This window comes from Nonomuraea sp. NPDC059023 (assembly GCF_042740095.1).
Lineage (GTDB): Bacteria > Actinomycetota > Actinomycetes > Streptosporangiales > Streptosporangiaceae > Nonomuraea.
Genome location: NZ_JBHYIO010000028.1, coordinates 65,913 through 92,553 on the forward strand (window position 1 = coordinate 65,913; position 26,641 = coordinate 92,553).

Genomic DNA, 26,641 nt, shown 5'->3' on the forward strand with positions numbered 1-26,641 from the left:
AAGTGTCAGCTCGCACGTACCTCTTCCGGAGGGAAGGTTCAGGTTCAAGTCCTGGCCGGCGCTTCAAAGCATCACGCCGATGCCGGGGGGTGGGCATGTTCGACGTTTCACCGCGCGTGCCATAGATCGGGCGGAGGCAGCCCCGAAGGTGCAGCAGGAAGCCGAACAGCGCGCAGCCCCTGGCCAAAGTACGGGCCGAAGGCGTCGAAGAGGCGCGCAAGCGGACCGAGACTCTCGCCGACCTGCAGCATCGTGTCCCGCTCGGAAATACGGTTTCGTGCTGTGAGCTGGGGTTTTGCTGCGTGATCAGGGCGGCGGCTGCGACCATCTCGAGGTGTTGTTATCGCTTGTCTACCGGTTGGTGAGGGGCTTATTCGGCCTGCTGACCGTGCTGATCCGTGCTGATCTGTCCAAGGATGTTGAGTTGCTGGTGCTCCGTCAGGAGAACCAGGTGCTCCGCCGTCAGCTCGGCGGCCGGCCGCGGTGGAATCACGTCGACCGGCTCTGGCTTACGGCGTTGTCCCGGCTGATCCGCCGCGGCCGGTGGGCGGAGGTCTTCCCGGTCACCCCAGCGACGATCCTGCGTTGGCACCGCAACCTGGTAGCGCGCAAGTGGACCTTCACCGACAGGAGAAGCCCGGGACGCACCGGCACCCGCCAGCCGGTCAAGGCGCTGATCGTCCGGATGGCGCAGCAGAGCCCGGCCTGGGGACACCGGAGAATCCAGGGGGAGCTGGCGCGCCTGGGCTACTCGATCGCGGCCTCCACGGTGTGGGAGATCTTGCATGCCGCCGGCATCGATCCTGCACCCCGCCGGGCCGGGCCGACCTGGCGGCAATTCCTCACCACCCAAGCCCACGCGATCATCGCCTGTGACTTCCTCGTGGTCGAGACGATGCTGCTCAAACGGCTGTATGTGCTGATCTTCATCCAGCACGGCACCCGGCGACTGTACCTGGCCGGAGTAACCGCGCACTCGACCGGAGCATGGACCGTGCAGCAAGCCCGCAACCTGGCGATGGACCTGGGCAATCGCATCGCTGAGGTGCGGTTGGTGATCCACGATCGCGACCCGCTCTTCACCGCAGCCTTCAACGCGGTCTTCACAGCTGAAGGACTGCGGATCATCACCACGCTGCCGCGGACCCCGAGGATGAACGCCATCTGCGAGCGCGTCATCGGCACCCTGCGCCGCGAACTTCTGGACCGGATCCTGATCCTCAACGAACGCCACCCGACCCGCGTGCTGCATGAGTATCTGATCCACTACAACGGGCACCGCCCGCACCAGTCACGGCAGCAGCGTCCCCCGGACATCGCAACGCAGCCCATCCTCGGCGTGACCGACCTCGACGACCTGCGATCCATCCGCCGAAAACGCGTCGCCACAGGCACGATCAACGAATACCACTACGCCGCGTAGCCGCAGCTCAGACCACATAACCCAATATTCGAGCGGCACAGGGTTGCGTTCAACGATCTCCACGTCGGTCCCGAGCCAGGCGCCGTGATCGACGACGACCTTCCAGTCTGCGCAGGCCTGCGGTTCAGGTTGGTCAGCCGCATTCGTGACAACCTGATGTCGCGCCCAATCAACCAAACTAGCTTGATTGATCTATATGGATTGATATAAGCTTGCCTTGTGCGTTCCACTGCCTGTCTAGGCGCAATGCCGAGACGGCCGGAATCGAGTCCCGGGCGGGGTACCCCGTCCGATGGCGGGCAGTGGCGGCTCTGAGCGCAAGCAGCGCAAGGCGGAGGCCGCCCGTCTGGGTTTGGTGTTCGTCGAAAACCAGTCGCGAAGCCATCCGAGTCGAATTCGTTGCTCGGGTGGATGAAGCCGGACTAAGGCCTATCGACACAAGGGAGCACCTTGCCATGGCCGAGGGTACTGAGGGTCGCGAAAGCCCCGGAGCGCAGCCGAGCCCGCAACGGAATCGGTGGTCGCTGGCAGTCGCCGCAGCCCTGGCCGTGTTCATGGCGTCCATCGACATGAGCATCGTCAACGTCGCGCTGCCGGCGATCGAGCAAGATCTGGGCATCGTCACCAGCCTGACCGAGTGGGTCGTACTCGCCTACCTGCTGCCGCTGGCCGGGCTCGCGCTGCCGAGCGGCAGGTGGCTGGACAGTGTGGGCAGGCGTGCGGCTCTGGGATTCTCACTGACCGGCTTCGCTCTGGCGAGCGTCGCCGCCGGGTTCGCGCCCGACATGGCCTGGCTGGTCGGCGCACGTCTGGTCCAGGGAACGTTCGGCGCGCTTCTCTTCTCGCTGGTTCCGGCGCTGGCCGCGACGGCCGTCCGGCCGGAGGCGCGCGGCCGCGCGATGGCGCTGATCACGACGCTGGGTCCGTTGGGCCTGCTCAGCGGGCCGGGGCTTGGTGGCTTGATCGTCGACAGGCTGGACTGGTCGTGGATCTTCTTCGTCAACGTTCCGGTCAGCGTTCTCGTGATGGCGGTCGGACTGCTGACGCTGCCATCCGGTGCGCCGTTGCGGTTGCCTGATCGCCGGTGGTTCGCGGAGGCGCTCCTGATCAGTACGGCTGTCGCCGCCCTCCTGCTCGCCCTGTCGTTCACCGCGAGCGGCGGACCGGCCTGGATGCTGCTCGCGCTGGTCGCCGTGCTGCTGGTGCTCGTCTGGGCGCGGATGCCCGCGAGCGAGTCCCTTCGCCGGCTCTTCCGCGGGCCGGGGGAGGTGGGACCACATGTCGCCTTGGCCTCGGCGGCGACGGCCATCGGCACGGTCTTCTTCATCACCCCGTTCTTCATGCAACGTGAACTCGGCGAGTCGCTGTCGGCGGCCGGGGTCACCATCCTGCTCTTCCCCGCGGGCATGGCCGCGATGGGGCCGGTCGGCGGCTTCCTGGGCGACTGGTGGGGGAGGAGGAGAACGGCCATCCTGGGGGCGGCCGTGTTCACCGTCGGGCTTGCCCTGCTGCTTCCGATGGACAGCTCCTGGAGTCTGGGCGATCTGGGGTGGCGGCTCCTTCTCGCGGGCTTCGGGAACGGTCTGTTCAACGCCCCCAACATGGCGATGGCCATGACCAACGCGCCGCCCCAGCTCCTGGCGACCACCGGGTCGTCGACCAGCCTCGCCCGGACGATGGGATTCGCGATGGGGCCCGCGCTGGCCACTTTGGTGTGGTCCGCCACCTCCTATCAGGTCGCGGGGATGCGCGGCGCCATGATCCTGGCGACGGTGCTCAGCGGGTTGTCGGTCCTGGCTCTCCTGCGTACCCGCCTACCCGGCGAGCAGGAGGTAGCGGCCCAGGGGGAGCGGGCCGCGGACGTCAAGGGCGCGAATCCGTGACCACACCTTCACTCCGACCAGCGAAGAGGAGTCCGCGTGCACGTCACCGTGGATCAAGAGAAGTGCTGTGGGTCCGGCCAGTGCGTGCTGGCCGCTCCAGAGGTGTTCGGCCAGCGGGACGAAGACCGCATCGTCGTCCTGCTGGATCCCGCGCCCGCCGAGGTCCTTCACGCGAACGTCCGTGAAGCGGCTGACTGCTGTCCCACCGAGGCTATTGAATTGTCCGAGAGAATGCCCGTCGCCGACTGCCTGCTCGAGTAGCATCTGTTTATCAATTCGAGTAGTGGCTCAAATGCGCCGCTCAGTATCTACTGAATTATCACAGGAAGAATACTGGACGGTGTGCTGTGCGCGACGAGCACAAACTCTTTATCAGTGAGTTCCTCAGAAATCCACTCCGAACCGCGTCGGTCATCCCCAGCTCGCCGAAAGTCGCCGAGCGAATGGCCGCGCCTCTGCCGGGCGAAGGCGATCCGGTGGTCGTCGAACTCGGACCGGGCACCGGCGCGTTCACCGCAGCGATTCAGAATCGGCTCTCCGGGCGAGGTCTCCATCTGGCGGTTGAGCTGAACGACCGGTTCGCCGCACTGCTTCGCGAGCGTTTTCCGGCGGTGGATGTCACCGTGGGCGACGCCGTACATGTGCGACGGCTTTTGGATGAGCGCGAACTGAAGTGCGCCGACGCGGTCATCAGCGGTCTTCCTTACGCGCTGTTCTCTCAGGACCTGCAGCACCGGTTGATGGGGGCCGTCCGGGACAGCTTGGCACCGGACGGAATCTTCGTGGCCTACGCCTATGTCCATGCCTGCTGGGCGCCGCCCGCGCGCCGCTTCGGCCAGGTTCTGAAAGCCATGTTCGGCGAGGTCGCCGTCAGCGGCGTCGTCTGGGCGAACCTTCCGCCCGCCTTCGTCTATACGGCGACGCGCCTGCGGTGACGTCGTTGATCAGGTGGTGAGGACCACCGCGAGCAGCGACGAGAGCAGTTCGCCGAGGATCTCCGGTCCGTGCTGGGTGAGCACCGATTCGGGATGGAACTGTACCGATCGGAAGCCTGGACCTCGCAGGGCGTGGACCTCGCCCGATCGGCTGTCACGGCTGACCCGGACGTGGTCGCGCAGCGCCTCACAGAAGACGACCTCCTGATCGGAAAGAGCGCTGAAAGTGTTGTAGAAGCCCACGTACTCGGGGCGGCCGAACAGGTCGATCAGACGCTGAACGCCCTGATGAGGTACGGGGCGCCGGATGACGTCGAAGCCGAGTTCGGCCGCGAGCACCTGGTGGCCGAGGCAGATGGACAGGAACGGGACGGGGCCCGCGATCAGGTCGCGGGTGAGACCGCGGAGCGCGCGTATGCGCGGGTCCGCCGCGTCGCGGGGGTCGCCCGGCCCGGGCCCGACCACGACGAGCTCGAACGTTTCATGGTCAGGATGGTCGTCGAAGGGTGCGATCACGTTCTCCAGCCCGAGCGCGCGAAGCTGATGTCCGAGCATCCCGGTGAAGGCGTCCTCTCCGTCGATGACCAGCACTCGGCGGCCAACCAGCCGCGGATCCGGGGCGGTTCGGTGCGCTCCCTCCAGCCACAGCCGGGACAGGGTCCCGTTGCGGGCTTCCAGGGCCCTGCGCACGTGAGGGTCGGCGGTCGCCGACGTGCGCGCGCGCGTTCCGGACGGCTGCCCACTCGCGCCGGCGAGACCGAGCGCCTGAAGCATTCCGGCGGCCTTGGCGTGGGTCTCGGCGACCTCGGAGTCAGGGTTCGAATCGCGGACCAGGGTGGCGCCGACACCCAGGTGCATCCGGCCTTGGGGGCTGATTTCCCCGGTGCGGATGAGGATGGCGGAGTCGAGGGTGCGGGAGCCGCGAGAGTCGCGGCCGATCAGGGCGAGGACGCCCCCGTAGTATCGGCGGCCCGTCGTCTCGTGGCGGCTGATGACCCTGAAGGCGTTCTCCAGCGGGCTGCCCGTGACCGTCGGCGCGAGCAGGGTCTCCCGCAGCACGTCACGGACGTCGAGGTCGCTGTGCCCGCTCAGGTGGTATTCCGTGTGCGTCAGCCGGGCCATTTCCTTGAGAAAGGGGCCGTGAACCCTGCCGCCGGAGGAACACATGCGGGCCATCATCTTCAGTTCCTCGTCGACGACCATGTAGAGCTCGTTGGACTCTTTTTGATCGTTGAGAAATTCCAGCAGCCCTGCTGTGTCCGGCCCGCTGGGCGGATGCCGATAGGTTCCGCTGATGGGATTCATCATGACCGTGCCGTCGGTCATGCTGACATGGCGCTCGGGTGACGCACCGACGAAGGTCTCGGAACCCGTGTGGAAGAGGAATGTCCAATACGTTCCGAGTTCGCCGGTGAGAAGCCGGCGGAAAACGCTGAGCGCGGTGCGGATCGAGTAGTCCCGCAGATGGGCGACAAAGGAGCGCCTGATGACGAAGTTGGATCCGGCGCCCTGGCCGATCTCGTCGCGCAGAACACGCCGCACGCATTCCGCGTAGCTCTGGTCGCCGATGTCGAATCCGGCGTCGAGCACACGCACGTCGTCCTCGGGCAGGCGCGTCAGCGCTTCCTCCCGGCTGAGCTCGGCATGCTCTTCGACGCGCATGGCGAGCAGCGGGGCATGGTCGTCACGGCAGGCGAAGCCGCGCTCGACGATCTGCCGGTACGGCACCGCCACGAGAAGATCGTTCCCGGCTTCACCCGATCGAGCGTCCGGCAGCGGCAGATCGGCCAGACGATTCACCCGGGAGACGTCACCGGCGAGAATTTCAATGCGCGCTTCTCGGCCAGCGTGCGGCCGATAGAGAAGGGCAAAGGCACGCCCGTCTTCGACGCGGTCGAACATATCGATCCCCCCTTTTCACATGAAAAGCAGTTTGCAGCGCCGTACGTAAACGAGCAATAGCGTGAAGCCGCCATCGGGAGATGCCGTGGCGTGAATACCTGCATGAGTCGGCACTACTCGCACGAGTAGTGGGAGGAAGGGAGTGGCGCGATTATCGTCAGGCTCAGCCGAGTTCGGAAAATTCGGGCGGGGAGAGGTGGATGCGATGACCGACAACGAAACCGTCAACAAGACCGCACCCAGCCGGCGTGCCAACGTGGTGCTGTGGATAGTGCAGATCGTGCTGGGCCTCGACTTCATCGCCGGCGGGGTGACGAAACTCATCGGCCTGCCCGTGATGGTGAATCTGTTCGAGCGCATCGGCGCCGGCCAGTGGTTCAGGTATCTGGTCGGCTTCCTGGAACTGGCCGGCGGCATCGGCGTGCTCATCCCCGCGCTGGCCGGTCTCGCCTCACTCGGGTTGACGGCCCTGCTCGTTTCGGCCGCGTTCACCAACGTGGTCGTCATCGACGACCCACCCTGGGTGCCGCTGTTCTGGCTGGCCGTTGCCACCGTGGTCGCGTGGCGGCGCTGGCCGCAGACCAAGGCGTTGTTCGCCCGCGTGAAGGGCAGGCGAGTGAGCCTTCCCTAGAGGTCGTTCCCGCCCTGACCGCTGGACGGTTCTGGCGCTCAGGGCGCTGAACGGCTCCGCACCAGGTAGTTCTCGTGATCGAAGCGGCGCGTGCGCCGGCGGAAGGTTCGGGTGAATCCGGGCCACAGCGTGGTGTTGCGGCCATGGGCGTCGACGTACCAGTTGCTGCAGCCCGAGACCCACACGGTGCCGGTCATCTTGCGCTGAACGTCTGCGACGAACGCCGACTGGACCTCCCCCCGCACCTCGACAGCCGCCACGTCGGCCTGGGCCATGAAGCGCACGGCGTTGATCGCATAGTTGATCTGGGCCTCCATGGTCACCAGGGACGAGTTCTGCCCCGAGACGGTGTTCGGCCCCAGCATCATGAAGAGGTTCGGATAGCCGGCGATGGCCGTGCCGAGATACGCCTCCGCGCCTTCGCGCCAGGCATCCGTGAGCAGCCGGCCGTTCCTCCCGCGAATCCGCTCTGCGACGGGAGTGTGCGCGCGCTCGAACCCGGTGCCGAAGATGATGGTGTCGACGATGCGTTCGGTCTGGTCGGCGCTGATGATCGAGTTCTGGCGCACTTCGCGGATCTCGCTCGTCACCAGCTCGGTGTTCGGCTGGGTGATCGCGGGGAAGTAGCTGCTGGAAAGAATGATCCGCTTGCAGCCCAGTTTGTAGTTGGGGGTCAGCGCGGCACGCAGCTCGGGGTCGTCGACCTGCCGGCGGAGATGACGCCGTGCCAGCCACTCCGCCGGCTTGAGCATGCGCTGGTCATATGCCAGGCCGAGGAGCAGCGACTCCCGCCACAGATAGATGGCGGTGCGTGCCAGTCGTTGCACACTGGGGAGTCTGCGGAAGAGCCCTTTCTCCAGGACGGTCTTGTCGCGGTCCCAGCGCGGCATCACCCACGGAGGGTTGCGCTGGAAGACGTAGAGCTCGGCGACCTGCGGCTGAATCCCCGGGATGAACTGGACGGCTGAAGCCCCTGTCCCGATCACCGCGACGCGTTTGCCGCGGATGTCGTAGGAGGGATCCCACGTCGCGGAGTGGAAGACCGTGCCGGTGAACCGCTCCAGCCCGGGAACGGAGGGCGTGGCCGGTTCGCTGAGGGGACCGGTCGCCACCACCAGGACATCCGCTGTCAGAGGCCCCTTGGAGGTACCGACGCGCCAGTGAGCGGCGTCATCATCCCATTCGGAGGACAGCATCGCCTGGCCGAACCGGAGATGGCGGTCCAGCTGGTGCTCGTTCGCGCATCGCCGGAGGTATCGCTGGATCTCCGGCTGCGTGGGGAACGTGCGGGTCCATCCCGGTTCGGGGACGAAGGAATAGCAGTAGAGATTGGACGGCACGTCGGAGGCGGCCCCGGGGTAGACGCTGTCCCTCCAGGTTCCGCCGAGGTCGTCCGCACGCTCGAACACGAGGAAATCGTCGATGCCGAGCTGTTTGAGCCGGATGGCCACGCCCAATCCGGCGAAGCCGGCCCCGATGATCGCAATGTGGACGTGCGGATGCGGCGACAGGGCAGGCGCTTGCCGAGAAACGGGCACCGTCCGCGGCCGGGAGGCGCGCTTCAGGGCCCACAGGACAGGGCCCGACGTCAGGTAGGCGGCGACCAGCAACCCGAACGCCGCCTTCGGGCTCGCTACGACCACAAGTACGGCAATAGGCCAGATCCACCAGGGAAGAGCGAGAATCCTGCCGATCTTCGCGTACGGAAGAATGGTGATCATGAGGATGGCCAGGACGCCGACCACCATCAGATGGCCGGCGGAGGGCTCGACGCCCAGCTGGATGGCGACGGCGACGATGACGGCGGGCATGGCCGCGGGCAACCCGGCGAAGTACCGTCCGTCCTTGGGCAGGACGTTGAAGCGGGCGAGCCGGATCATCGCGCAGGTGGCCAGGGCGGCGCACGCCGAGACGACCGCGTAGTGCGGGGCGGCACCGGTGAGCCAGTAGCAGGCGAGCAGTGGCGTCGCGACGCCGAAGCCGCACAGGTCGGCGAGCGAGTCCATCTGCGCGCCGAAGGGACTGGCCACCCCGAACTTCCGCGCGAGCGCGCCGTCGATGCCGTCCAGGACGAAACAGCCGAGGATGCAGACTCCCGCCCAGCCCAGCTCGCCACCGGCGGCCAGCAGGATCGCACTGGCACCCAGGAGCAGGACGAGCACGGTGCAGGTGCTGACGAGCGCGAACTTCGCCAGCCGCCTGGGAGTGGCCTCCCCCGGCAGGAGCGTGCCCAGGCACCGCGCCGCGAGAATGACGGCCGTTCTTGACCGTTGTTTGAGGGAAAGAAGTCTGGCGGACACGCGAGAGCCTCCCCATCGATATAGGCGCGCTCTTCCATCTCGGTAGTCTCCGCATAGAGCGGGGTCGGCTGCTTCACTTGTTCGCGCTGTTTCCGCCAAGTTCCCGTGAACGGGTGATGCGCAAAGCGGATGGCGCGGCCATAAGTCGCGGCCACAATTCTGAGCATTGCGCCATCGAAACGCGCGGGCAACTACCTGGGTGAGCAATGTCCATGCCGAGGCATACGGAAAAGGCGTGGCGTGAACCGTCCACTCGTGCCGCCTCATCGGGTCATCGATGGAGAATGGCACGGTGGCGGCCATGGCGTGAATACCTGGACCTGGCCGCACTACCCGCGCGAGTAGTGGGAAGTCCGGCGGGCCGCGATTAATGTCAGCTTCACCGAGGACGAATTCGGGCGGGTGATGCGGCAGTGGATGTTCTTGTGCAGAAATACGGCGGGACTTCTTTGGAGACCCTGGACCGTGTTTCTCATGCCGCCCTGCGTATCGCGGGGGAGTGGCGGCGAGGAAGACCGACCGTCGCGGTCGTCTCCGCTCGTGGCGGCAGAACCGACGAGCTGCTGCGATTGGCCGCCGACGTCGGTCCGGCGAACGCGTCCAGGGAACTGGACCAGCTGCTGGCCGTCGGTGAAAGCGAGTCGGCGGCGTTGATGGCGCTGGCGCTGAACGGCCTCGGCGTGCCGGCGGTCTCGCTGACAGGTCACCAGGCGGGGATTCGGACGACCGATCGGCACGGCGACGCGCTGATCTCCAGTATCGGAGCGAGACCCGTGCGCGCCGTCCTGGATGAGGGCAAGGTCGCCGTGGTCGCCGGGTTCCAAGGAGTCAACCCCGCTGGGGATATCGCCACCCTGGGACGCGGAGGTTCCGACACGACCGCGGTGGCGCTCGCGGCCAGGCTGCGGGCTTCCGCATGCGAGATCTACACCGACGTCGACGGAGTCTTCAGCGCCGACCCCCGCGTCCTGCCCGCCGCCCGGTGCCTGCCATGGGTCCATCCCGCGGTCATGGCGGAGATGGCGTTCGCGGGTGCGCGGATTCTGCATACCCGTTGTGTCGAGCTGGCAGCTATGGAGGGGGTCGAGTTGCACGTCAGAAACGCGTTGTCCGCGGTGCCGGGCACGACCATCGCGGAACGTCGGGACGGCCGGCCACTGGAGACTCGGCGGGCTGTCGTGGCCGTGGCCCATGACACCGATGTCGTGCGCGTGCTCGTGCATTGCCGGTCGGGCGACCACGATCTGGCGCCCAAGGTGTTCGAGGCACTCGCCGCCCACGGGACGGTCGTCGACCTGGTGGCCAGGTCCGGCCCCTACGAGAACGAGTTCCGCATGGGTTTCACGATCCGCCGCAGCCAAGCGGATCGGGTGCGGGCTGCGCTGCACGAGGTCGCGGTCGGCTTCGGGGGCGGTGTGCGTTTCGACGAGAGCGTCGGCAAGGTGTCGGTGGTCGGGATGGGGTTGCTGAGCCGCCCCGAGTACACGGCCAAGCTGATGGCGGCCCTGGCCTCCGCCGAAATCCCGACGAGCTGGATCTCCACGTCCCAGTCGCGGCTGTCGGTCATCGTTCCGCAGGACCGTACCGCTGAGGCCGTCGACGTCCTGCATCGGGAGTTCGGCCTGGACAAAGGCGAATGGCGCGCTCCCGACCTCGCCCCCACGCCGTCTACCCGCGACCGCGAAGCCCCGGTCTGAGAGAGGCAAGACACATGGCAGTACACAACGCCTCGTTCGCCCGGCGGCTGCGGGTGCGACGTCTGTTCCGGCATGACGACGGACGCCTGTTCGTGGTCCCCCTCGATCACTCCATCACCGACGGGCCCTTGGGGCATGGAGATCTGAACACCCTGCTGGGCGAGCTGGCCGGCACCGGAGCCGACGCCGTGGTGCTCCACAAGGGCAGCCTGCGTCACGTCGATCCCGGCTGGTTCTCCCGGATGTCTCTGATCGTTCATCTGAGCGCGAGCACGAGGCACGCGCCCGATCCGAACGCGAAGTATCTGGTCGCCGCCGTCGACGAGGCACTGCGGCTTGGCGCCGACGCGGTCAGCGTGCACGTCAACCTCGGCTCGGATCAGGAAGTCCGCCAGATCACCGATCTGGCCGCGGTGTCGGAGGAGTGTGATCGCTGGAACGTCCCGCTGCTCGCCATGGTGTACGCGCGAGGGCCGAAGATCACCGACTCGCGGGCGCCCGAGCTGGTGGCACACGCGGCGTCCTTGGCCGCTGATCTCGGCGCGGACATCGTCAAGACCGACTACGCGGGCTCGCCCGACCTGATGGCCGAGGTCGTCCGGGCCTGCCCGATCCCGGTCATCGTCGCCGGCGGCCCCCGGCAGAAGGACACCGGCGCGGTCTTGGCCCACGTCTCCGACGTGCTGCGCGGCGGGGCGGCGGGTGTGGCCATCGGCCGCAACGTCTTCCAGGCCGGACGGCCCGGCCGGATGGCCGCGACGATCGCGAACCTGATCCACGATCCGCCGTACTCCCCGGGTCATGAAGCGCTGGACGACCAGCTTTCCGTCACCACTTGAGCTCGGCAGAGGAGAAGATCCGTGAAACTGTGCTGGCTGGACATCCGCAACGGCGGCGGCGCCAGGGAAGCGATCATCGAGGAGGCTGTTCACCAGCGGATTGACGCCGTCGTGGCGGCGGATCCGGCTGACTTGGAAGTGATACCCCCGACGGTGAAGAAGGTCCTGTTCCCGCTGACCGACGCACTGCCGGACAAGCTGGAACCCGCCGACCTGGTCATCGTCACCCCGGCCCGGCACGGGGAGCCCGCCGACCTGGCCGGCCGCCACCCTGATGTGGAGTTCGGCAGGTTTGTGGAGATCACCGATCCCGCCAGCCTGGAGGAAGCATGCCGGGCCGCGCGCCACGAGCGGTGGAGCGTGCTGGCCTTCCGTGACCCCACCAAGATTCCTCTGGAGATCGTGCTGGCGGCCGGCGCCGGAGCCGACGGCTCGGTCATCACCCAGGTGGCCGACGTCGAGGAAGCACAGATCGTCTTCGGCGTGCTGGAGCACGGCTCCGACGGTGTGATGCTCGCGCCCCGCGCCATCGGCGAGGCCACCAGCCTGAAGGCCGCCGCGACGGGAAGGTCGGCGGAACTGGTCCTGGACGAGCTGCAGGTCACCGCGATCAGCCGGGCCGGCATGGGCGAGCGGGTCTGCGTGGACACCTGCTCGCACTTCCGCCCCGACGAGGGGATCCTCGTCGGCTCCTACTCCCACGGGATGATCTTGTGCTGCAGTGAGACGCACCCACTGCCTTACATGCCGACGCGGCCGTTCCGGGTCAACGCCGGCGCGCTGCACTCCTACACGTTGTCGGACGGCGGGCGTACCAATTACCTCAGCGAACTCGGCGCCGGCCGCAGAGTGCTCGCCGTGGACTCCACGGGGCGGGCGCGGCCCGTCACCGTGGGCCGAGTCAAGATCGAGACGCGGCCGATGCTCGCGATTGACGCGGTTTCCGCGTCGGGCGTGCGCATCAACCTCATCGTCCAGGACGACTGGCACGTCCGGGTGCTCGGGCCGGGCGGCGCGGTGCTCAACGTCACGGACCTGACGGCCGGCACGAAACTGCTCGGCTGCCTACCGCGCGAGCAGCGGCACGTCGGCTACCCGATCGATGAGTTCTGCATCGAGGAGTGAGCGGTGACGGCGCGACCCATCCTGGATTTCCACATGCGCCTGGCTCCTCGGGAAGGCGCCAGAGCGCGGCTTCTGTCGACGCTGGACGAATGCGGACTGGACCGGGCGGTGGTGTGCGCGGGCGGCACCATCGACCTCGACCGGCTGTCCTGCCAGCTCATCGAGGGCGGGCATGTGGAGACCGATCCTGACAACGACGCGGTGCTGGCCGCCTGCGAGGGTACCGATGGGCGCCTGGTGCCGTTCTACTTCGCCAACCCTCACCGGGCCTGCGACGTCTACCGTGGCAGGGCCGCCGGGTTCCGCGGCCTGGAGATCTCGCCCGCCGTCCACGGCATCGCCCTTCTCGACCCGTCCGTCACCGCCTTGGTCGGGGTGGCGGAGTCGTTCGGCCACTGCGTCTATGTGGTCTGCCTCGCGCGTCGGGGTGCCGGCGTCGCCGACCTGGTGACGTTGGCCCGCAGGTTCCCCGCGGTGAACTTCGTGCTCGGCCACAGCGGCATCGGCAACATCGATTTCTACGCGCTCGCCTTGATCGCCGACGAGCCCAACATCCTCCTCGAGACCTCCGGAGGCTACACCTGCGTGGCCGAGGCGGCACTGCGCCGGGTGGGCGCCGACCGGGTGGTGTTCGGCTCCGAGTACCCGCTGCAGCATCCCGCCGTGGAGCTGGCCAAGTTCCAGGCGATAGGGACGACGCCCGACCAGTGGCGGCTGGTGGCCTGGGACAACGCCCACCGACTGCTTGGAGAGGAAAAGCCATGAACGACACGAGTTCCGGCCTGCCTCAGCTCGGCCAGTGGAACGACATGGCCGATGTGCAGCGGCTTCAGGAGAAGCAGCTTCCCCAGACCGTCGCCTGGGCCGCGCGGTCGCCGTTCTACCGCCGGCGGCTGAACTCGGGAGCCTTGCCCACCACCGCCGCCGATCTCGCCGGCCTGCCGCTGACCACGAAACAGGACCTGCGGGATAACTATCCGTACGGCATGCTCGGCGTGCCCCAGGAGCGGGTGGCCACCTATCACGAGTCCAGCGGCACCGCCGGCCGGCCCACGCCGTCGTTCTACACGGAGGAGGACTGGGTCGACCTGGCCGAACGCTTCGCCCGTAAGTGGATCGGCATGTCAGAACAGGACATCTTCCTGGTACGCACGCCCTACGCCCTCATGCTCACCGGTCACCTCGCCCACGCCGCCGGGCGGTTGCGCGGGGCCACGATCGTGCCCGGTGACAACCGTTCGCTGGCCATGCCGTACGCCCGGGTGATCCGTGTCCTGCACGACCTGGGCGTGACGCTGACCTGGTCGGTGGCGACGGAATGCCTGCTGTGGGCAGCGGCGGCGGACGCCGCGGGGTATCGGCCCGACGCCGATTTCCCCGCGCTGCGCGCGTTGTTCACCGGAGGGGAGCCGCTCACCGAAGCGCGCCGTAAGCGGATCATGCGGATCTGGGGTGTGCCGCTCATCGAGGAGTACGGCTCCACCGAAACCGGCAGCCTGGCCGGGGAATGTCCGCACGGGCGGCTGCACCTGTGGTCCGACCGCGCCCTGTTCGAGGTCTACGACCCCCAGACCGGGGCCGTACGCATGGAGGGCGAGGGGCAACTGGTGGTCACGCCGCTCTACCGGGAGGCGATGCCCCTGCTGCGCTACAACCTCGAGGACAACGTCTCGGTCTCCTATCGCGACTGCCCGTGTGGATGGGGCCTTCCCACGATCCAGGTGCTCGGCCGCGCGGCCTTCGGCTATCAGGTCGGTACCGCGAAGATCAACCAGCATCGGCTGGAGGAACTCGTCTTCTCCCTCCCGGACAAGTACGGCGTGCTGTTCTGGCGGGCGAAGGCGACACCGGCGCAGCTTCGGATCGAGATCGAGGTACCGGACGAGCATCGGGAAGCCGCGCGAGCTGAGCTGGCCGCACTGGTGCGGACCGCCTTCGGCGTCGACAGCGAGGTGGCCGGGCTCTCGCCGGGTGGCCTGGTGCCGCTCTCGGTCCTGACCTCGATGTCCGACGTGGTCAAGCCGCGCAGCCTCTTCGGCCCGGACGAGGACTGGGACAAGGCGCTCCTCTACTACTGACCCTCCGCGATGGGAGTGAAATGTCGCAGATGAGCGTGGCCATCGTCGGGGCCGGCATCGCCGGTCTGGCGTTTGCCGCAGCCCTTCGGCGGGTCGGCGTCGACTTCCACGTCTACGAGCAAGCTCCGCGCCTGTCCGAGGTGGGGGCCGGAGTACAGCTCGCGCCCAACGCCACCCGCGAACTCCACCGACTGGGTCTGGCGGACGCGCTGGCCACCGTCGCGGTCGCGCCGCAGGCGATCGAGATCCGGCGCTGGGACGACGGCACATCCCTGCAACGCATTCCGCTGGGTGGGGAGTGCCTGGCCAGGTTCGGGGCACCCTACTACACCCTGCACCGGGCCGACCTGCACAGCAGCCTGCTCTCGCTTCTTCCGCCGGAGCGCGTGCACCTCGGCGCCCGCTGCGTCGCCGTGACGCAGCGGGCCGACAGCGTGCGGCTGGATCTGTCCGATGGCGCGACGGTTGTCGCGGACCTGGCGGTGGGCGCCGACGGAATCCACTCCGTGGTGCGTGAGCACCTCGTGCCCGACCATCCTCGGTACTCCGGGCAGACGATCTACAGGGGGCTGGTGCCGGTGGAGCGGGTGCCCCATCTGCTCACCGAGCCGCGTGTACAACTGTGGTTCGGGCCGGGTCGGCACTGCGTGTGCTACCCGGTGTCGGCCGGTCGGCTGGTGAGCTTCGGTGCGACCGTCGCGGAGCCGGACTGGTGGGAGGAGTCCTGGTCGGCGCAGGGCAGCGTACGCGAGCTCACGTCCTCCTACATGGGCTGGCACGAGGACGTCACCCGGCTGATCGGCGCGGCGGAGGCGGTCAGCCGATGGGCGCTGCACGACCGAGAGAGCCTGCCCAGGCTCCAGTCGGGGAGGGTGGCCGTCATCGGTGATGCCGCGCATCCGATGCTGCCGTTCCGTGCCCAGGGCGCGAATCAGGCGATCGAGGACGCCGTAACGCTCGCCCGATTCTTGGCCGAGGCGGGCAGATACGGCCTGCGCGAGGCCTTACTGGCCTACGAACACCTACGTTTTCCACGGACAAACCGGATTCAGCGTGAATCACGCGACAGCGTGCGGACGTTCCACCTGGCCGACGGAGACGCGCAGCGGCAGCGCGACGACGGCGCTCGAGCGTCGTCGAGTCTGGGCGATCAGCAATGGCTGTTCGGCTACGACGCCGACCAAGCCGCCACGAACCGAGCCACGCTCGCCCGGGACATCGGGTGACCAGCAGGCGGGAGATCGCGATGGAACTGTCCGGGATCGAGGCGAAGATCGCGCTGGTCACCGGCGCGGCGCAGGGGATCGGCGCCGAGGTGGCACGAACCCTGGCCGGTGCCGGCGCACACGTCGCCGCAGTCGACAGCAATGCGGAGCGGCTGGCCACCTTCGTGGCCAAACTCGAGGCAGAGAACCTCTCGGCACGCGCCTACACCGTCGACGTACGGCACAGCGAGGCGGTGGACGAGCTCATCGGCCAGGTCGAGAGCGAGCAGGGCCCCATCGGCATCCTCGTCAACGCGGCCGGCGTCCTGCGCACCGGCAAGGTGGTCGAGCTGCCCGACCAGGACTGGAACGACGTGCTGTCGGTGAACGCGGGCGGAGTGTTCAACGTCTGCAGGTCTGTGGCCCGCCGGATGGTTCACCGTCGCCAGGGCGCGATCGTGACAGTGGCGTCGAACGCGGCCGGAGTGCCGCGCGTGGAGATGGCCGCCTACGCCGCGTCCAAGGCTGCGTCCGCCCAGTTCACCCGATGCCTCGGGCTGGAGCTGGCCGAGTACGGCATCCGCTGCAACATCGTCTCACCGGGTTCGACGGACACCCCCATGCTGCGCTCGATGCTGGGTCCCCACGCCGATCCGGCGTTCGCGATAGCGGGATCGCCGACCGCCTTCCGCGTCGGCATTCCCCTGCGAAAGCTGGCCCGGCCCCGCGATGTGGCGGACGCCGTCGCGTTCCTGGTCTCCGATCAAGCGGGCCACATCACCATGCACGACCTGTACGTCGACGGCGGCGCCGCCCTGCACGTGTGAACAGGTCCCGAAACGCAAGAGGAGGCAGCCAATGGCCATGGATGGATTCGCGTCGTATCGCATTCCGGGCGAGACCGATCTGCCGAGCCCGGCGGTGCCCTGGCTTCCACGATCGGAGCGGGCCGTCGTGCTGGTGCACGACATGCAGCGGTACTTCCTGCGGCCCTTCCCGGAAGGGGAGTCCCCGCTGGCGGAGCTGCTGGCCAACACGGCCAAGCTCATCGCCACCGCCCGCGCGGCCGGCGTGCCGGTGATGTACACCGCGCAGCCGGGGGACATGACCCGCCACGAGCGGGGGCTGCTGCACGACTTCTGGGGGCCGGGCATGAGCAGGCGGGAGTCCGACCGGGCGATAGCCGACGAGGTCGCACCCCGGGCTGGCGAGACGGTACTGACCAAATGGCGCTACAGCGCCTTCCACCGCAGCGATCTGGAGGAGCGGCTTCTGCGCGCGGGGCGCGACCAGCTCATCGTCTGCGGGGTCTTCGCCCACGTCGGGTGCCTCATGACCGCCTGCGACGCCTTCACCCGGGACATCCAGCCGTTCCTGGTGGCCGATGCGATGGCTGACTTCTCGCTGGAACACCACGCCATGGCGCTCCGGTACGCTGCGGCCCGGTGCGCGGTCCCTCTGTCCACGGCCCGCGCGCTGAAGGAACTGGAGGTTCAGCCGGCCGTGTCCATCACGTCCGCTGCCGAATGATCTGCGGGGGCGAGCATGACCAGTTCGATGCGCGAGCGGATGCCCAGTTTTCTGAAGATGCGGCGCAGGTGGTAGTTGACCGTGTGGGGCGACCGGGACACGCGGCTGGCGATCTGCTGGTTCGTCAGTCCTTGGCCGGCCAGTCGGGCGACCGTACGCTCGGCGTCGCTCAGCGCCGCCCATCCGGCCGCCTTCCGTACCGGATCGGGGAGTCTCGCGGCGTGAAACCGCTCCTCGACTCCGGCGCGGCCGGCCTCGGCCTCCAACGCCGTCAGTGCAGGGCGCGGGAGCGACGCCAGGAGGCAGCGCCGGAAGACTTCCTGGGTGAAGACGAGCCACTCACCCTCGCAGGCGAGGATGTCCGCGGCAAGAACCTCCTCGACCGGCGCGATCAGCTCAGCCACGGTTCGGCGCAGCATCTTCGCCACGTCACCCAGCGTGAAGCGAGGCCCGAGTAGCGCACCGACGCAGAGGAGCTGGCGGCATACCTCGCTCAGATCCACCATGCCGCTTCGTACGCACGCTCGGGCTCGATCGGGCGGCTCATCGATGAAATCACCAGGCCTGCCACTGTCTACGCCCCTGGCCATTTCGACGGACAGGAGCGCGTTCCCGCCCGTCATCCGCGCGAGGTGTGGGAGTCCGGCAGCGGCGGCGCCCGCATGGTCGGACACGATCTGCCCGATGGCATGGGCGGAAAGAGGGCGCAGGTCCACGTGGGAGCCTGCCACGCGCGCGCGGGTGAAGAGCCGCTCGGCCGCCGGATCACCGGCCCCGCGGCGTCGGCTGAAGATCCAGGCGATCGGGCGGTCACGCAGCCGCCACGACGCCGTGTCGAGGCTGCGGATGAGTGCCGCGTCGGCGTGATGCAGGTCGTCCAGGATCACGAGGACCGGCCGGTGCGAGGCATGCGCGCTGATGTCGGTCGCGGACGGCCAACTGCCGTCCAGGACGGTGAACCCCTGATGAGCGGCTAGGCTGGCGGCCTCCCGCAGCAGCCGGGTGCGACCGCTGCCCCAACCGCCTTCGACGTAGAGCGCGCTGCTCGCGCCGGCCGCGACCCTGCGGAGCAGGAGTGCGATCTGCCGTTCTTCCGCTTCCCGGCCACGAAGCTTGCGGGTCATGGACGTTCCGACGGGGATGGGCCATCCGGCGCCGTCACGTCTTCCCTCATCGATTCCGGCTCGCGCGAGCGGTTCGTCCAGATGTGAAGGGCGAGCGGGACGGCGGCGGCGATCACCACCAGCGAGGCCGCGGTGAAGGTGCCGCGGATACCGTCGGCACCGAAGCTCCACAGTCCCCAGATCAAGGTCGCCATCGCCGGGCCCAGCGCGAATCCGCCCTGCCGGGTGACGCTGGTGGCCGATCCCACGGTGGCGAGGAGCGCACCGGGCGCGGCCGACATCGCCGCGCTCATGTTGGGCGCGTTGAACAACCCCAGACCGGCGCCGGCGAGCGCAAGCCGCCAGGCCACATCGACGGCCTGCCAGGACTCACTCGCCGGTAGGAGTAGCAGCAGGCTGCAGATGACCAGGACCAACCCGAAGAGCTCGATCCGCGGATATCCATATCTATCGGCCAGCAGGCCCGCGAGTGGACCGCACACGGCCGCCGCCAGCGGCAGCGCCAGCATCACGAGACCCACGACAGAGGCGGGTGTGTGCAGGAAGGTGACCAGGTAGAAGGGAACGATGTAGAACAGCAGACCGACGGAGATCGAGGTCGCGCCGAGCGTGCCGAGCGGGCGGCGCATCGCGGGGAGCGTCAGCAGCTTTCGTACCGGCACGCTCACGGCAAGCCTGCGCCAGGCCAGGATGAGCGGTACCGCCGCGAGCACCAGCAGCAGCCATTGCGGCCCCTGGCTTGTCGCGAGCGTCAGCGCGATCATGACGATGCCCGCCGCGCCGATGAGGAACACCGCCTCCACCGCCGCACTGCGCGCGGGCGGACGGACGCCGCCACTGCGGGGAACCTGAAGGAACGCCAGCGCGATCAGCACGAGGCAGGCGGGCACGTTCAGGAAGAAGACCCACCGCCACCCCACCGACGCCACGAGCAGGCCCCCGGCGACCGACCCGGTGATCAACCCGAGCATCCCGATCGCGTCGACGATCCCCATAGCCCGGCCACGCACGCGCGCCTCGACCGACGTCGTGATCAGAACGGGAATCAGTGCCTGCAACGCGGCACTGAACACGCCCTGGACCACGCGGGCCGCGATCAGCCAGCCGATCGTCGGCGCGAGGCTTGCCGCGAGGGCGGCGAGAGCGAAGCCCGCGCAGGCGCAGGCCAGCGCTACCCGGCGGTCGATGTTGTCCAGCCACCGGCCGGTCGGCAGGCCCAGCGCCACCAATGGGAGCAGGTATCCGAGCACGACCCACTGCGCGGTCGCTGTCGGAGCTCCGAGTGAGTCCCGGATGGCCGGAAGTGACACGCCGACGATGCTCATGTCGAGCGAGCCCATGAAGATGGCGAGCCCCATGCCGCCGACGACCCACCACCGATTGGTCCGGCCCAGCTCACCTTGGCGTGCCTGTGTCATCGCGCCTCTTTTCGCCGATTTCACGTCGAGCCTCACCGTTTCCGGCCGCGTGCGGCCATCGCCCATTCACGTGGTTCACCGCGAGAACCGCATTGACGGCACCGTGCGCCACCTGGAATACCGCGAATACGTGACGACCGTCCGTAACAGCGGCGGGTACGGTCAGCGGGCCGGTCATCGGACGGCAGGAGGAAATCAATGTCCGACCGCATTCATGTCGTTGTCATCGGCGGGACATCGGGGATCGGACGGCATGCCGCCGAGTCGTTCGCCGCCCGGGGGTGCGAGGTGGTCATCACCGGCCGTACCGAGCACCGGGCCAAGGAGATCGCCGGCCAGATCGGCTCGCAGGCCCGCGGCCTGGCGCTGGACCTGACCGTTCCTGAACAGATCGCGCCCGCGCTGGGCAGCGTGCGCAGGGTCGATCGACTGGTGCTCGCCGCGCTGGAGCGGGACCACAACACCGTCCGTGAGTACCGTCCCGCCGACGCGGCGCGCATGCTGACGATGAAGCTCGTCGGCTACACCGTCGTCGTCCATGCCCTGGTGTCCCGGATGTCCGGCGACAGCTCGGCCGTGTTGCTCGGCGGCCTGGCCATGCACCGGCCCTACCCGGGCTCCACGTCGGTGACGACCGCCAACGGCGGCGTCGCCGCGCTGGTGAGGACTCTGGTGACCGAGCTCGCGCCGATCCGGTTCAACGCCCTGCATCCGAGTCTCGTCGCCGACACGCCGTACTGGAGCGACAAACCCCACGTCTGGGAGGCCGTCAAGGCACGCACGCCGACCGGGCGGCTGGTGACGATGCGGGACTGCACCGAGGCCATCACCTTCCTGCTGGAGAATCGTTCGATCAACGGCGTGAATCTCAGCATCGACGGGGGAGAGCTGCTCGTCTGACCTGTTCAGCCGCCGCTCTCGCGACCGGAGGCCGTGATCCTCCACGGCCCCCACCGGCCGCTCGCGCCCTGTCCGTGTTCACGCTCCTCGCGGGTGTAGCGGGTGAGGTCCCGAGCCGAGAACAGGGCCATGCCGATGTGAAATCCCGTGACGGGCACGGGAATGCGCGCCTGGTAGGCGACCTGACCGTCGACGTGCCAGATCGCTTCCGAGTCCTCGGCCCGGTATGTGATGGCGTAGGTGTGCTCGGTGCCCGGTTCCGTCGGCGTCTCCAGGACAACCCGGTGGTGGTAGTGCACGTGCGGCAGGGGGCCGCCGGGGATGCCGCGGCGTTCCACCAGCGCGTACACGGTGTCATTGGTGGCGGCGAGGTTGAGCACGACGCCGGATTCCATGTCGAAGACGTTCATGGTGCCGAAGGCGTCGAGCAGGTTGTAGGGAATCTGGCCGAAGGTCCGTATCGCCATGTCGACCTCGAACGTCACCGCCCCGCCCGCCGGTACGGGGATGCGCCGGACGGATCGGTACATCTGCTTGGCGTTGTTCTGGGCGGGGTTCGTGTCGTGGAACCGGGTGAACGGGTTGACGGTGATCTCGACGTGGCCGTCGCCGGTCTGTACCTGTGCGTTTTCGTCCTGGTAGACGTACCGTTCGCCGCCGGGTCCTGGCACGGCCATGATGCTCCATCGTGCGGGATCGAGTTCGCCGCCGGTGAAGTCGTCGTACGTCCAGGTGTCTATTTCCGGTGCCACGCTCATCCGGGCTCCTCGAGATCGGTTTCGAACCGTCACCACCATTCGCCTTGGCGGTCATCGCCGTACATCGCACTTTCGCGTGGTTCGGCGGGACCGCCGCGCCATTTTGGGACCACGCCGGAGATCCCGTATTTGGGGCATGCCCGTGCCGGGGCGATGACGGATGCTGCGGTTCTGACCGTCACGTCACGACGAGGAGGTGTCATGGGCACGATGAGCTCGCCGCCGGACGGCGACCGCTTTGTCGCCGTGCATGACAGTGCTCGGTTCAAGGACCTGCGTCGCCACCTGCAGACCTTCATTCTCTGGGCAAGCGTGGCCTTCACGGGGTGGTGGTTTCTCACCAGCCTTCTCGGAGCCTTCGCGCCCGGTTTCTACCGGCGGGCGGTCATCGGAACGGTGAACGTCGGCCTGCTGTTCGTGCTGGGGTCGTTCGCCGTGGTGGTGGTGATCATCCTGGCCTACCTGAGATTCGCCCGGACCAAGCTGGACCCCCTCGCCGAGGAGATCAGGGCGGATCTGGAACGAGGTGCCCGATGACAACCGCTCTCATCTCCGCCGCCCTGCTCATCCTGGTGGCGGGAGTCGTGGTCGCGGCCCGCCGCGGCCAGACCAGCCCGGCTGAGTTTTATGTCGCGGGCCGGCGCATCGGCCCGGGGCAGAACGCGCTCGCATTGTTCGCGAGCTTTGTCCTGCTCTCGACCATGTTCACGATGACCGGGCACGTGGCGCTCAACGGATTCGACGCCCTCCTCTTCTCCGCCGCCTTCGTGATGTCCTGGCTGATCGCGCTGCTGATCTTCGCCTCGCCGCTGCGCAACATCCGCGGGCAGACGCTCGGAGACCTGTTCGCGCTGCGTGTCGGCGAGCGGACGGCCAGGACCGCGTCGATCGTGGTGACTCTGGTGCTCTACACCACCTATGCCATCGTGATGATGGAAGCCGGCGGGATCGTCTCCCGCGTCATGTTCGGCCTCGACGCCGGCGCTGGGCGAGCGTTCGTCGTCGCCGGCATGGGCGTGCTGGCCACCGTGTTCGTCCTCGTGGGCGGGATGCGGGGAACCACCCGGCTGCTGGTGGTCAAAGCGGCTCTCATCATCGGAGTGCTGGCCGTGCTGACCGCCGTCGTGCTGGTGAAGTATCGGTTCAACCTGTTCCAGCTGCTCGGCGACGCCCAGGCAAAGGCCGCGCCGCACCCCGCCGGGTTCGACCTGCTGGGGCCCGGCCGCGAGTTCAGCGAAGGCGGCGGACCCATCGGCCATCTGTCGAAGTTGTTCGTCGCGTTCGTCGGGCATGCGGCTCTGCCGTACATGTTCATGCGCAACGCCGCGGTCACCTCGGGCCGGGACGCGCGGCGATCCGTCGGCTGGGCGGGCCTGCTCATCGCGGGGTTCTACCTGTGCGTCGCCATCGTCGGTCTGGGCGCCGTGGCGCTGCTCGGTGGGCTCAACATCGGCGTGGCGCCGCCTACGCGCGACACCACGCTGCCGATCCTCGCCAACGCCGTCGGCGGCCCTTGGCTGGTGGGCCTGGTCGGCGCGCTCGCCCTGATCATCGTGGTCGGCATGCTCGCCACGCTGCTGATCAGCGCGGTGACGTCGGTGACCCGTGACGTGTTCGCGATGCGTCAGGAACCGCAGGACCCCGGCGCCGAGGTGAAAGCGGCCCGGCGGAACACCGTCGTCATCGGGCTCGCCACCGTCGTCGTCGGCACCGTCCTGCTGCAAGCCAGCATCCACGCCCTGCTGCCGATGACGATCAGTCTCGCCGCCGCGTCGGTCCTGCCGGCCGTCGTGTACTCGCTGTTCTGGAAGCGCTTCAACAGCGCGGGACTGCGCTGGTCGGTGTACGGCGGGCTCATCGTGACCGGCGTCCTGGCCGTGTTCTCCGGCCTGGTGACCGGGAGCCCGGTCGCGATCTTCCAAGGCATCAACATCGCCTTCATCACCTTCGATCCCGCGCTGGCCTCGGTGCCGATCACCTTCCTGCTGGGCTACGTGGGCACCATCACCAGCCGCGAACGCAACGAGGCCGGATTCGCCGAACTCCAGGTCCGCGCCTTCACCGGCGCCGGCGAGTCCGCTGCCCATGCGACTCCGCCCGCGCAAGTCGGCCACACACCCACCGAAGCACGCTGAGCACGTGATGTGGGGCGGCCGGACCGTCCCACATCCTCAGGAGGCAATCGTGGATCCGGTTCTCGTCGTGGGCGCGGGCCCGGTCGGCATGGTCGCCGCCCTCACGCTCGCCGACCAGGGCGTTCCCTGCGTCCTCGTCGAGGAGAGCTTCGAAACGACCAACCACCCGAAGCTGGACTACATCAGCTCCCGGAGCATGGAGTTGCTCCGGCGGCTCGGGCTCACCGCCGACGTCCGCTCCGTCGGCGTCCGGCCCGAACACCAGGCCGACGTCATCTGGTCGACCGGTCTCGCCGGTCAGCCGATCACCGTGTGGAGGCTTCCCTCGGTTTCCGAGGAACGGCAATACATCGCGGAGCACAATGACGGCACCCAACCCGTCGAGCCGGGGCAGCGCCTGTCGCAGATCGACCTGGAACCGGTCCTGCGAGCCCACTGCCGACGCCACCCATGGGTCGAGCTCCGGTGCGGCTGGCGCTTCGAGTCCCTCGTCCAAGACGAGACCGGCGTGGTCAGCCGCCTGGTCAGCACCATGGACGACAGCGAGGTCCTCGTCCGCTCTCCCTACGTGATCGCCTGCGACGGCGCGTCGAGCCAGGTTCGCAAGTCCGTCGGGATCGGGCTGAAGGGGTTCGACGCGCCCGAGCTGCCCAACGCGCTGATGGTGCACTTCAAGAGCCGTGACCTGAACACCTTGCATCGCCATGGGCGGTTCTGGCACTACTTCGCCTTCAGATATGTGATCATCGCGCAGGACGAGGTCGACACCTGGACCGTGCACGTCAACGGCATGGATCCCACGGAATTCGACCCGCCGCCCGCCGATCCGGCGGCGTTCGCGCTCGGCACCATGCACGCAGACCTGAAGATCGACAAGGTGCTGCTGACCTCGCGCTGGCGCCCGAGCTTCGTGATCGCCGACCACTACCGCGCCAGCAGGGTCCTCATCGCCGGGGACTCCGCGCATCAGATGTTCCCGACCGGCGGCTACGGCATGAACTCCGGCATCGCCGACGCGATGGACGCCGCCTGGAAGATCACCGCCCTGGTCAAGGGCTTCGGTGGTCCCGGCCTTCTCGACAGCTACGAGGATGAGCGCCGCCCCGTGGGCCTGCGCAACATGCACACCTCCCATCGGCATCTCGGCGTGCACCTCAGAGCCGGTGGGCTTCTCCGCAACGGCACCCCGCTGCCAAAGATCGCCTCGTTCCTCAAGGCGGAGCGGGGCGAGAACGAGTACACGGGAGTCGAGCTGGGCTACCGATACGACGGCTCCGGCATCGTCTGCCACGACGACGCGCCGGAACCCGAGTGGACCCCGCGACGCTACACGCCGACGACCTGGCCCGGAGGCCGCCCGCCCAGTGTGCTGCTCGGTGATGGCACGCCCCTCTACGACCGGTTCGGCGCGTTCTTCACCCTCGTCGACTTCGCTGGAGACGGTCGCGCGGACGGGCTCCTCACCGCGGCGGCCGAGCAAGGCCTGCCGGTGCATCACGCCGTGGTGACAGACGACCTGGCCCGGGGGATCTGGGAGCGGGACCTCGTTCTGATCCGGCCCGACCACCATGTGGCCTGGCGCGGGAACCGAAGTCCGTCCAACCCCACCGCGGTGGTGCAGCGGATACGCGGCGCGTCACCCTCGGCGGCCGCGCCCAGGAAGGGGACACCCCAATGACCGCAGAACGCGTGCTCGGAAGATTTCGCGAATACATGCTGGGGCCGACGAGGTTCATGAACCTGCTGTGCGCCTTCGAACTCGGGATCGTCGACGCGCTGAGGCACAACAGCGGGATGACCGCCGCCCAGGTGGGCGCCGTCGTCGGCGCCGCTCCGGACGCGGTCGAGCAGTTGCTGCACCTGCTGGTCAAGGAGGATCTCGTCGCGTACGACGACGAGTCGCGGACGTACGCGCTCGCCGAACTTGCCGCGGTGGCCGAGGAGGACCTCCAGCGGGTGCTCGCCATCATGAACATGATCAAGATGGTGGTGCTCCGGCAGAGCTTCTACCTCTCCGACAGCGTGCGGACCGGCACGACGGTCGGGCTCAAAAAGCTCTATGGGCACACGGGCAACCTCTATGAAGCCCTCGCTGAGCTGAAGGAACTGCGGGAGTCCTGGGGCACGATGATGGACGCCGTCACCACCCACATCGACCCCTGGTTCTTCGGGAACATCGACATACCGCCCGGCTCCAAGGTGCTCGACCTCGCCGGGAACACCGGCCTGGGCGCGATCTTGGCCTACCGGGCGAACACCTCGCCCGGTCTCCGCGTGGCGACGTTCGACCTTCCCGAGAAGGAAGCCGAGTGCCTGGCGAACTTCAAGGCGCAGGGCGTGGACGAGCACTGCTCGTTCATCGGCGGCGACGTCTTCCGCAGCGTGCCGGAAGGATTCGACGTCGTGCTGATCAAGCACTTCCTGGACATGTTCGACAAGGAAGAAGTGCTCAAGATCCTCGGCAATACCTACCGGGCGCTCGAAGCGGGCGGGGAGGTCCACATCCTCGGCCCGGTGTATTCGGAAGACGTCAAGGACACGTACGCGGTCGACTTCTTTCCCACCTATTTCCTCGGCTGCACCATGGGCCAGGGCGGGCCGCAGAAGCTTTCCACTTATAAGGCGTGGCTCGAGGAATGCGGATTCACCATCACGAAGGCAGTCACCGAGAACCTCGGCGAAATGCCGGCCGACGCCCTCGTCGCCCACGGCATCCTCTGCGCCATGAAGCCGCACACATAAAGAACGAAAAGGAGAA

23 protein-coding genes are annotated in these 26,641 nt (G+C 67.9%); 18 read left to right on the forward strand and 5 right to left on the reverse strand.

Going from position 1 to position 26,641, the window contains the following annotated elements; all coding sequences use genetic code 11:
- Positions 1 to 295 precede the first annotated feature (295 nt).
- From ACFWYW_RS38245 to ACFWYW_RS38260, 4 genes are all read left to right on the forward strand, one after another.
- Positions 296 to 1,423: an integrase core domain-containing protein gene (locus ACFWYW_RS38245; protein ID WP_379617117.1), complete on the forward strand. Its 1,128-nt coding sequence runs from the start codon at positions 296 to 298 to the stop codon at positions 1,421 to 1,423.
- Positions 1,424 to 1,878: 455 nt separating this feature from the next.
- Positions 1,879 to 3,306 carry an MFS transporter gene (locus ACFWYW_RS38250; RefSeq protein WP_379617119.1) on the forward strand — a complete coding sequence of 476 codons (1,428 nt, stop codon included), beginning with the start codon at positions 1,879 to 1,881 and terminating at the stop codon, positions 3,304 to 3,306.
- A gap of 36 nt (positions 3,307 to 3,342) precedes the next feature.
- A complete protein-coding gene (locus ACFWYW_RS38255) occupies positions 3,343 to 3,567 on the forward strand; it encodes a ferredoxin (RefSeq protein ID WP_379617121.1) in 225 nt (74 codons plus the stop codon).
- An 86-nt stretch (positions 3,568 to 3,653) separates the two neighbouring features.
- Complete coding sequence (locus ACFWYW_RS38260; RefSeq protein WP_379617123.1) at positions 3,654 to 4,241, forward strand: class I SAM-dependent methyltransferase; 588 nt, start codon at positions 3,654 to 3,656, stop codon at positions 4,239 to 4,241.
- A 9-nt stretch (positions 4,242 to 4,250) separates the two neighbouring features.
- Here the strand turns inward: ACFWYW_RS38260 and ACFWYW_RS38265 are convergent, their stop codons facing one another.
- Complete coding sequence (locus tag ACFWYW_RS38265; protein WP_379617125.1) at positions 4,251 to 6,143, reverse strand: anthranilate synthase family protein; 1,893 nt, start codon at positions 6,141 to 6,143, stop codon at positions 4,251 to 4,253.
- A 205-nt stretch (positions 6,144 to 6,348) separates the two neighbouring features.
- Between ACFWYW_RS38265 and ACFWYW_RS38270 the strand changes: the two genes are divergently transcribed.
- The gene (locus ACFWYW_RS38270) at positions 6,349 to 6,774 is read left to right on the forward strand and encodes a DoxX family protein (RefSeq protein WP_379617127.1); all 426 of its coding nucleotides are present in this window, start codon (positions 6,349 to 6,351) and stop codon (positions 6,772 to 6,774) included.
- A gap of 38 nt (positions 6,775 to 6,812) precedes the next feature.
- Here the strand turns inward: ACFWYW_RS38270 and ACFWYW_RS38275 are convergent, their stop codons facing one another.
- The gene (locus tag ACFWYW_RS38275; protein ID WP_379617129.1) at positions 6,813 to 8,936 is read right to left on the reverse strand and encodes an NAD(P)-binding domain-containing protein; all 2,124 of its coding nucleotides are present in this window, start codon (positions 8,934 to 8,936) and stop codon (positions 6,813 to 6,815) included.
- Positions 8,937 to 9,487: 551 nt separating this feature from the next.
- Here ACFWYW_RS38275 and ACFWYW_RS38280 point away from each other — a divergent pair.
- From ACFWYW_RS38280 to ACFWYW_RS38315, 8 genes are read left to right on the forward strand one after another with little or no spacing between them, the layout of a single operon-like run.
- Positions 9,488 to 10,771 carry an aspartate kinase gene (locus tag ACFWYW_RS38280; protein WP_379617131.1) on the forward strand — a complete coding sequence of 428 codons (1,284 nt, stop codon included), beginning with the start codon at positions 9,488 to 9,490 and terminating at the stop codon, positions 10,769 to 10,771.
- 14 nt (positions 10,772 to 10,785) lie between these two features.
- Positions 10,786 to 11,610 (forward strand): 2-amino-3,7-dideoxy-D-threo-hept-6-ulosonate synthase, encoded by an 825-nt coding sequence (locus tag ACFWYW_RS38285; protein WP_379617133.1) that lies wholly within the window; start codon positions 10,786 to 10,788, stop codon positions 11,608 to 11,610.
- 21 nt (positions 11,611 to 11,631) lie between these two features.
- The gene (locus ACFWYW_RS38290; protein ID WP_379617135.1) at positions 11,632 to 12,735 is read left to right on the forward strand and encodes a 3-dehydroquinate synthase II family protein; all 1,104 of its coding nucleotides are present in this window, start codon (positions 11,632 to 11,634) and stop codon (positions 12,733 to 12,735) included.
- 3 nt (positions 12,736 to 12,738) lie between these two features.
- A complete protein-coding gene (locus tag ACFWYW_RS38295) occupies positions 12,739 to 13,500 on the forward strand; it encodes an amidohydrolase family protein (RefSeq protein ID WP_379617137.1) in 762 nt (253 codons plus the stop codon).
- Positions 13,497 to 14,813 carry an AMP-binding protein gene (locus ACFWYW_RS38300; RefSeq protein WP_379617139.1) on the forward strand — a complete coding sequence of 439 codons (1,317 nt, stop codon included), beginning with the start codon at positions 13,497 to 13,499 and terminating at the stop codon, positions 14,811 to 14,813. The genes ACFWYW_RS38295 and ACFWYW_RS38300 overlap by 4 nt, the downstream gene beginning before the upstream one ends.
- 29 nt (positions 14,814 to 14,842) lie before the next feature.
- Positions 14,843 to 16,039 carry an FAD-dependent monooxygenase gene (locus ACFWYW_RS38305; protein WP_379641198.1) on the forward strand — a complete coding sequence of 399 codons (1,197 nt, stop codon included), beginning with the start codon at positions 14,843 to 14,845 and terminating at the stop codon, positions 16,037 to 16,039.
- A gap of 20 nt (positions 16,040 to 16,059) precedes the next feature.
- Positions 16,060 to 16,845 (forward strand): 2,3-dihydro-2,3-dihydroxybenzoate dehydrogenase, encoded by a 786-nt coding sequence (locus ACFWYW_RS38310; RefSeq protein ID WP_379621362.1) that lies wholly within the window; start codon positions 16,060 to 16,062, stop codon positions 16,843 to 16,845.
- A gap of 31 nt (positions 16,846 to 16,876) precedes the next feature.
- Positions 16,877 to 17,548: an isochorismatase family protein gene (locus ACFWYW_RS38315; protein WP_379621355.1), complete on the forward strand. Its 672-nt coding sequence runs from the start codon at positions 16,877 to 16,879 to the stop codon at positions 17,546 to 17,548.
- On the opposite strand, the gene ACFWYW_RS38320 is transcribed toward ACFWYW_RS38315, so the two are convergent.
- On the reverse strand, positions 17,512 to 18,672 hold the full coding sequence (locus tag ACFWYW_RS38320; protein ID WP_379621353.1) for a LuxR C-terminal-related transcriptional regulator: 1,161 nt from the start codon (positions 18,670 to 18,672) through the stop codon (positions 17,512 to 17,514). The genes ACFWYW_RS38315 and ACFWYW_RS38320 overlap by 37 nt on opposite strands.
- Positions 18,669 to 20,090 carry an MFS transporter gene (locus tag ACFWYW_RS38325; protein WP_379621351.1) on the reverse strand — a complete coding sequence of 474 codons (1,422 nt, stop codon included), beginning with the start codon at positions 20,088 to 20,090 and terminating at the stop codon, positions 18,669 to 18,671. Before ACFWYW_RS38325 ends, ACFWYW_RS38320 begins: the two co-directional genes overlap by 4 nt.
- A 198-nt stretch (positions 20,091 to 20,288) precedes the next feature.
- Here ACFWYW_RS38325 and ACFWYW_RS38330 point away from each other — a divergent pair, with 198 nt between their 5' ends.
- On the forward strand, positions 20,289 to 20,990 hold the full coding sequence (locus ACFWYW_RS38330; protein ID WP_379621349.1) for an SDR family NAD(P)-dependent oxidoreductase: 702 nt from the start codon (positions 20,289 to 20,291) through the stop codon (positions 20,988 to 20,990).
- Between the two features lie 5 nt (positions 20,991 to 20,995).
- Here ACFWYW_RS38330 and ACFWYW_RS38335 read toward each other — a convergent pair whose 3' ends face one another.
- Positions 20,996 to 21,748: a DUF6081 family protein gene (locus ACFWYW_RS38335; RefSeq protein WP_379621347.1), complete on the reverse strand. Its 753-nt coding sequence runs from the start codon at positions 21,746 to 21,748 to the stop codon at positions 20,996 to 20,998.
- 201 nt (positions 21,749 to 21,949) lie between these two features.
- Here ACFWYW_RS38335 and ACFWYW_RS38340 point away from each other — a divergent pair, with 201 nt between their 5' ends.
- Genes ACFWYW_RS38340 through ACFWYW_RS38355 form a run of 4 tightly spaced genes read left to right on the forward strand, consistent with a single transcriptional unit; the run spans position 21,950 to position 26,625 of the window.
- Positions 21,950 to 22,285: a DUF485 domain-containing protein gene (locus ACFWYW_RS38340; RefSeq protein WP_379621345.1), complete on the forward strand. Its 336-nt coding sequence runs from the start codon at positions 21,950 to 21,952 to the stop codon at positions 22,283 to 22,285.
- Positions 22,282 to 23,883: a cation acetate symporter gene (locus tag ACFWYW_RS38345; protein ID WP_379621343.1), complete on the forward strand. Its 1,602-nt coding sequence runs from the start codon at positions 22,282 to 22,284 to the stop codon at positions 23,881 to 23,883. Before ACFWYW_RS38340 ends, ACFWYW_RS38345 begins: the two co-directional genes overlap by 4 nt.
- A gap of 49 nt (positions 23,884 to 23,932) precedes the next feature.
- Positions 23,933 to 25,561: an FAD-dependent monooxygenase gene (locus ACFWYW_RS38350; protein ID WP_379621340.1), complete on the forward strand. Its 1,629-nt coding sequence runs from the start codon at positions 23,933 to 23,935 to the stop codon at positions 25,559 to 25,561.
- Entirely contained in the window at positions 25,558 to 26,625 is a 1,068-nt protein-coding gene (locus ACFWYW_RS38355; protein ID WP_379621338.1) for a methyltransferase, read from the forward strand. Before ACFWYW_RS38350 ends, ACFWYW_RS38355 begins: the two co-directional genes overlap by 4 nt.
- Positions 26,626 to 26,641: the final 16 nt, after the last annotated feature.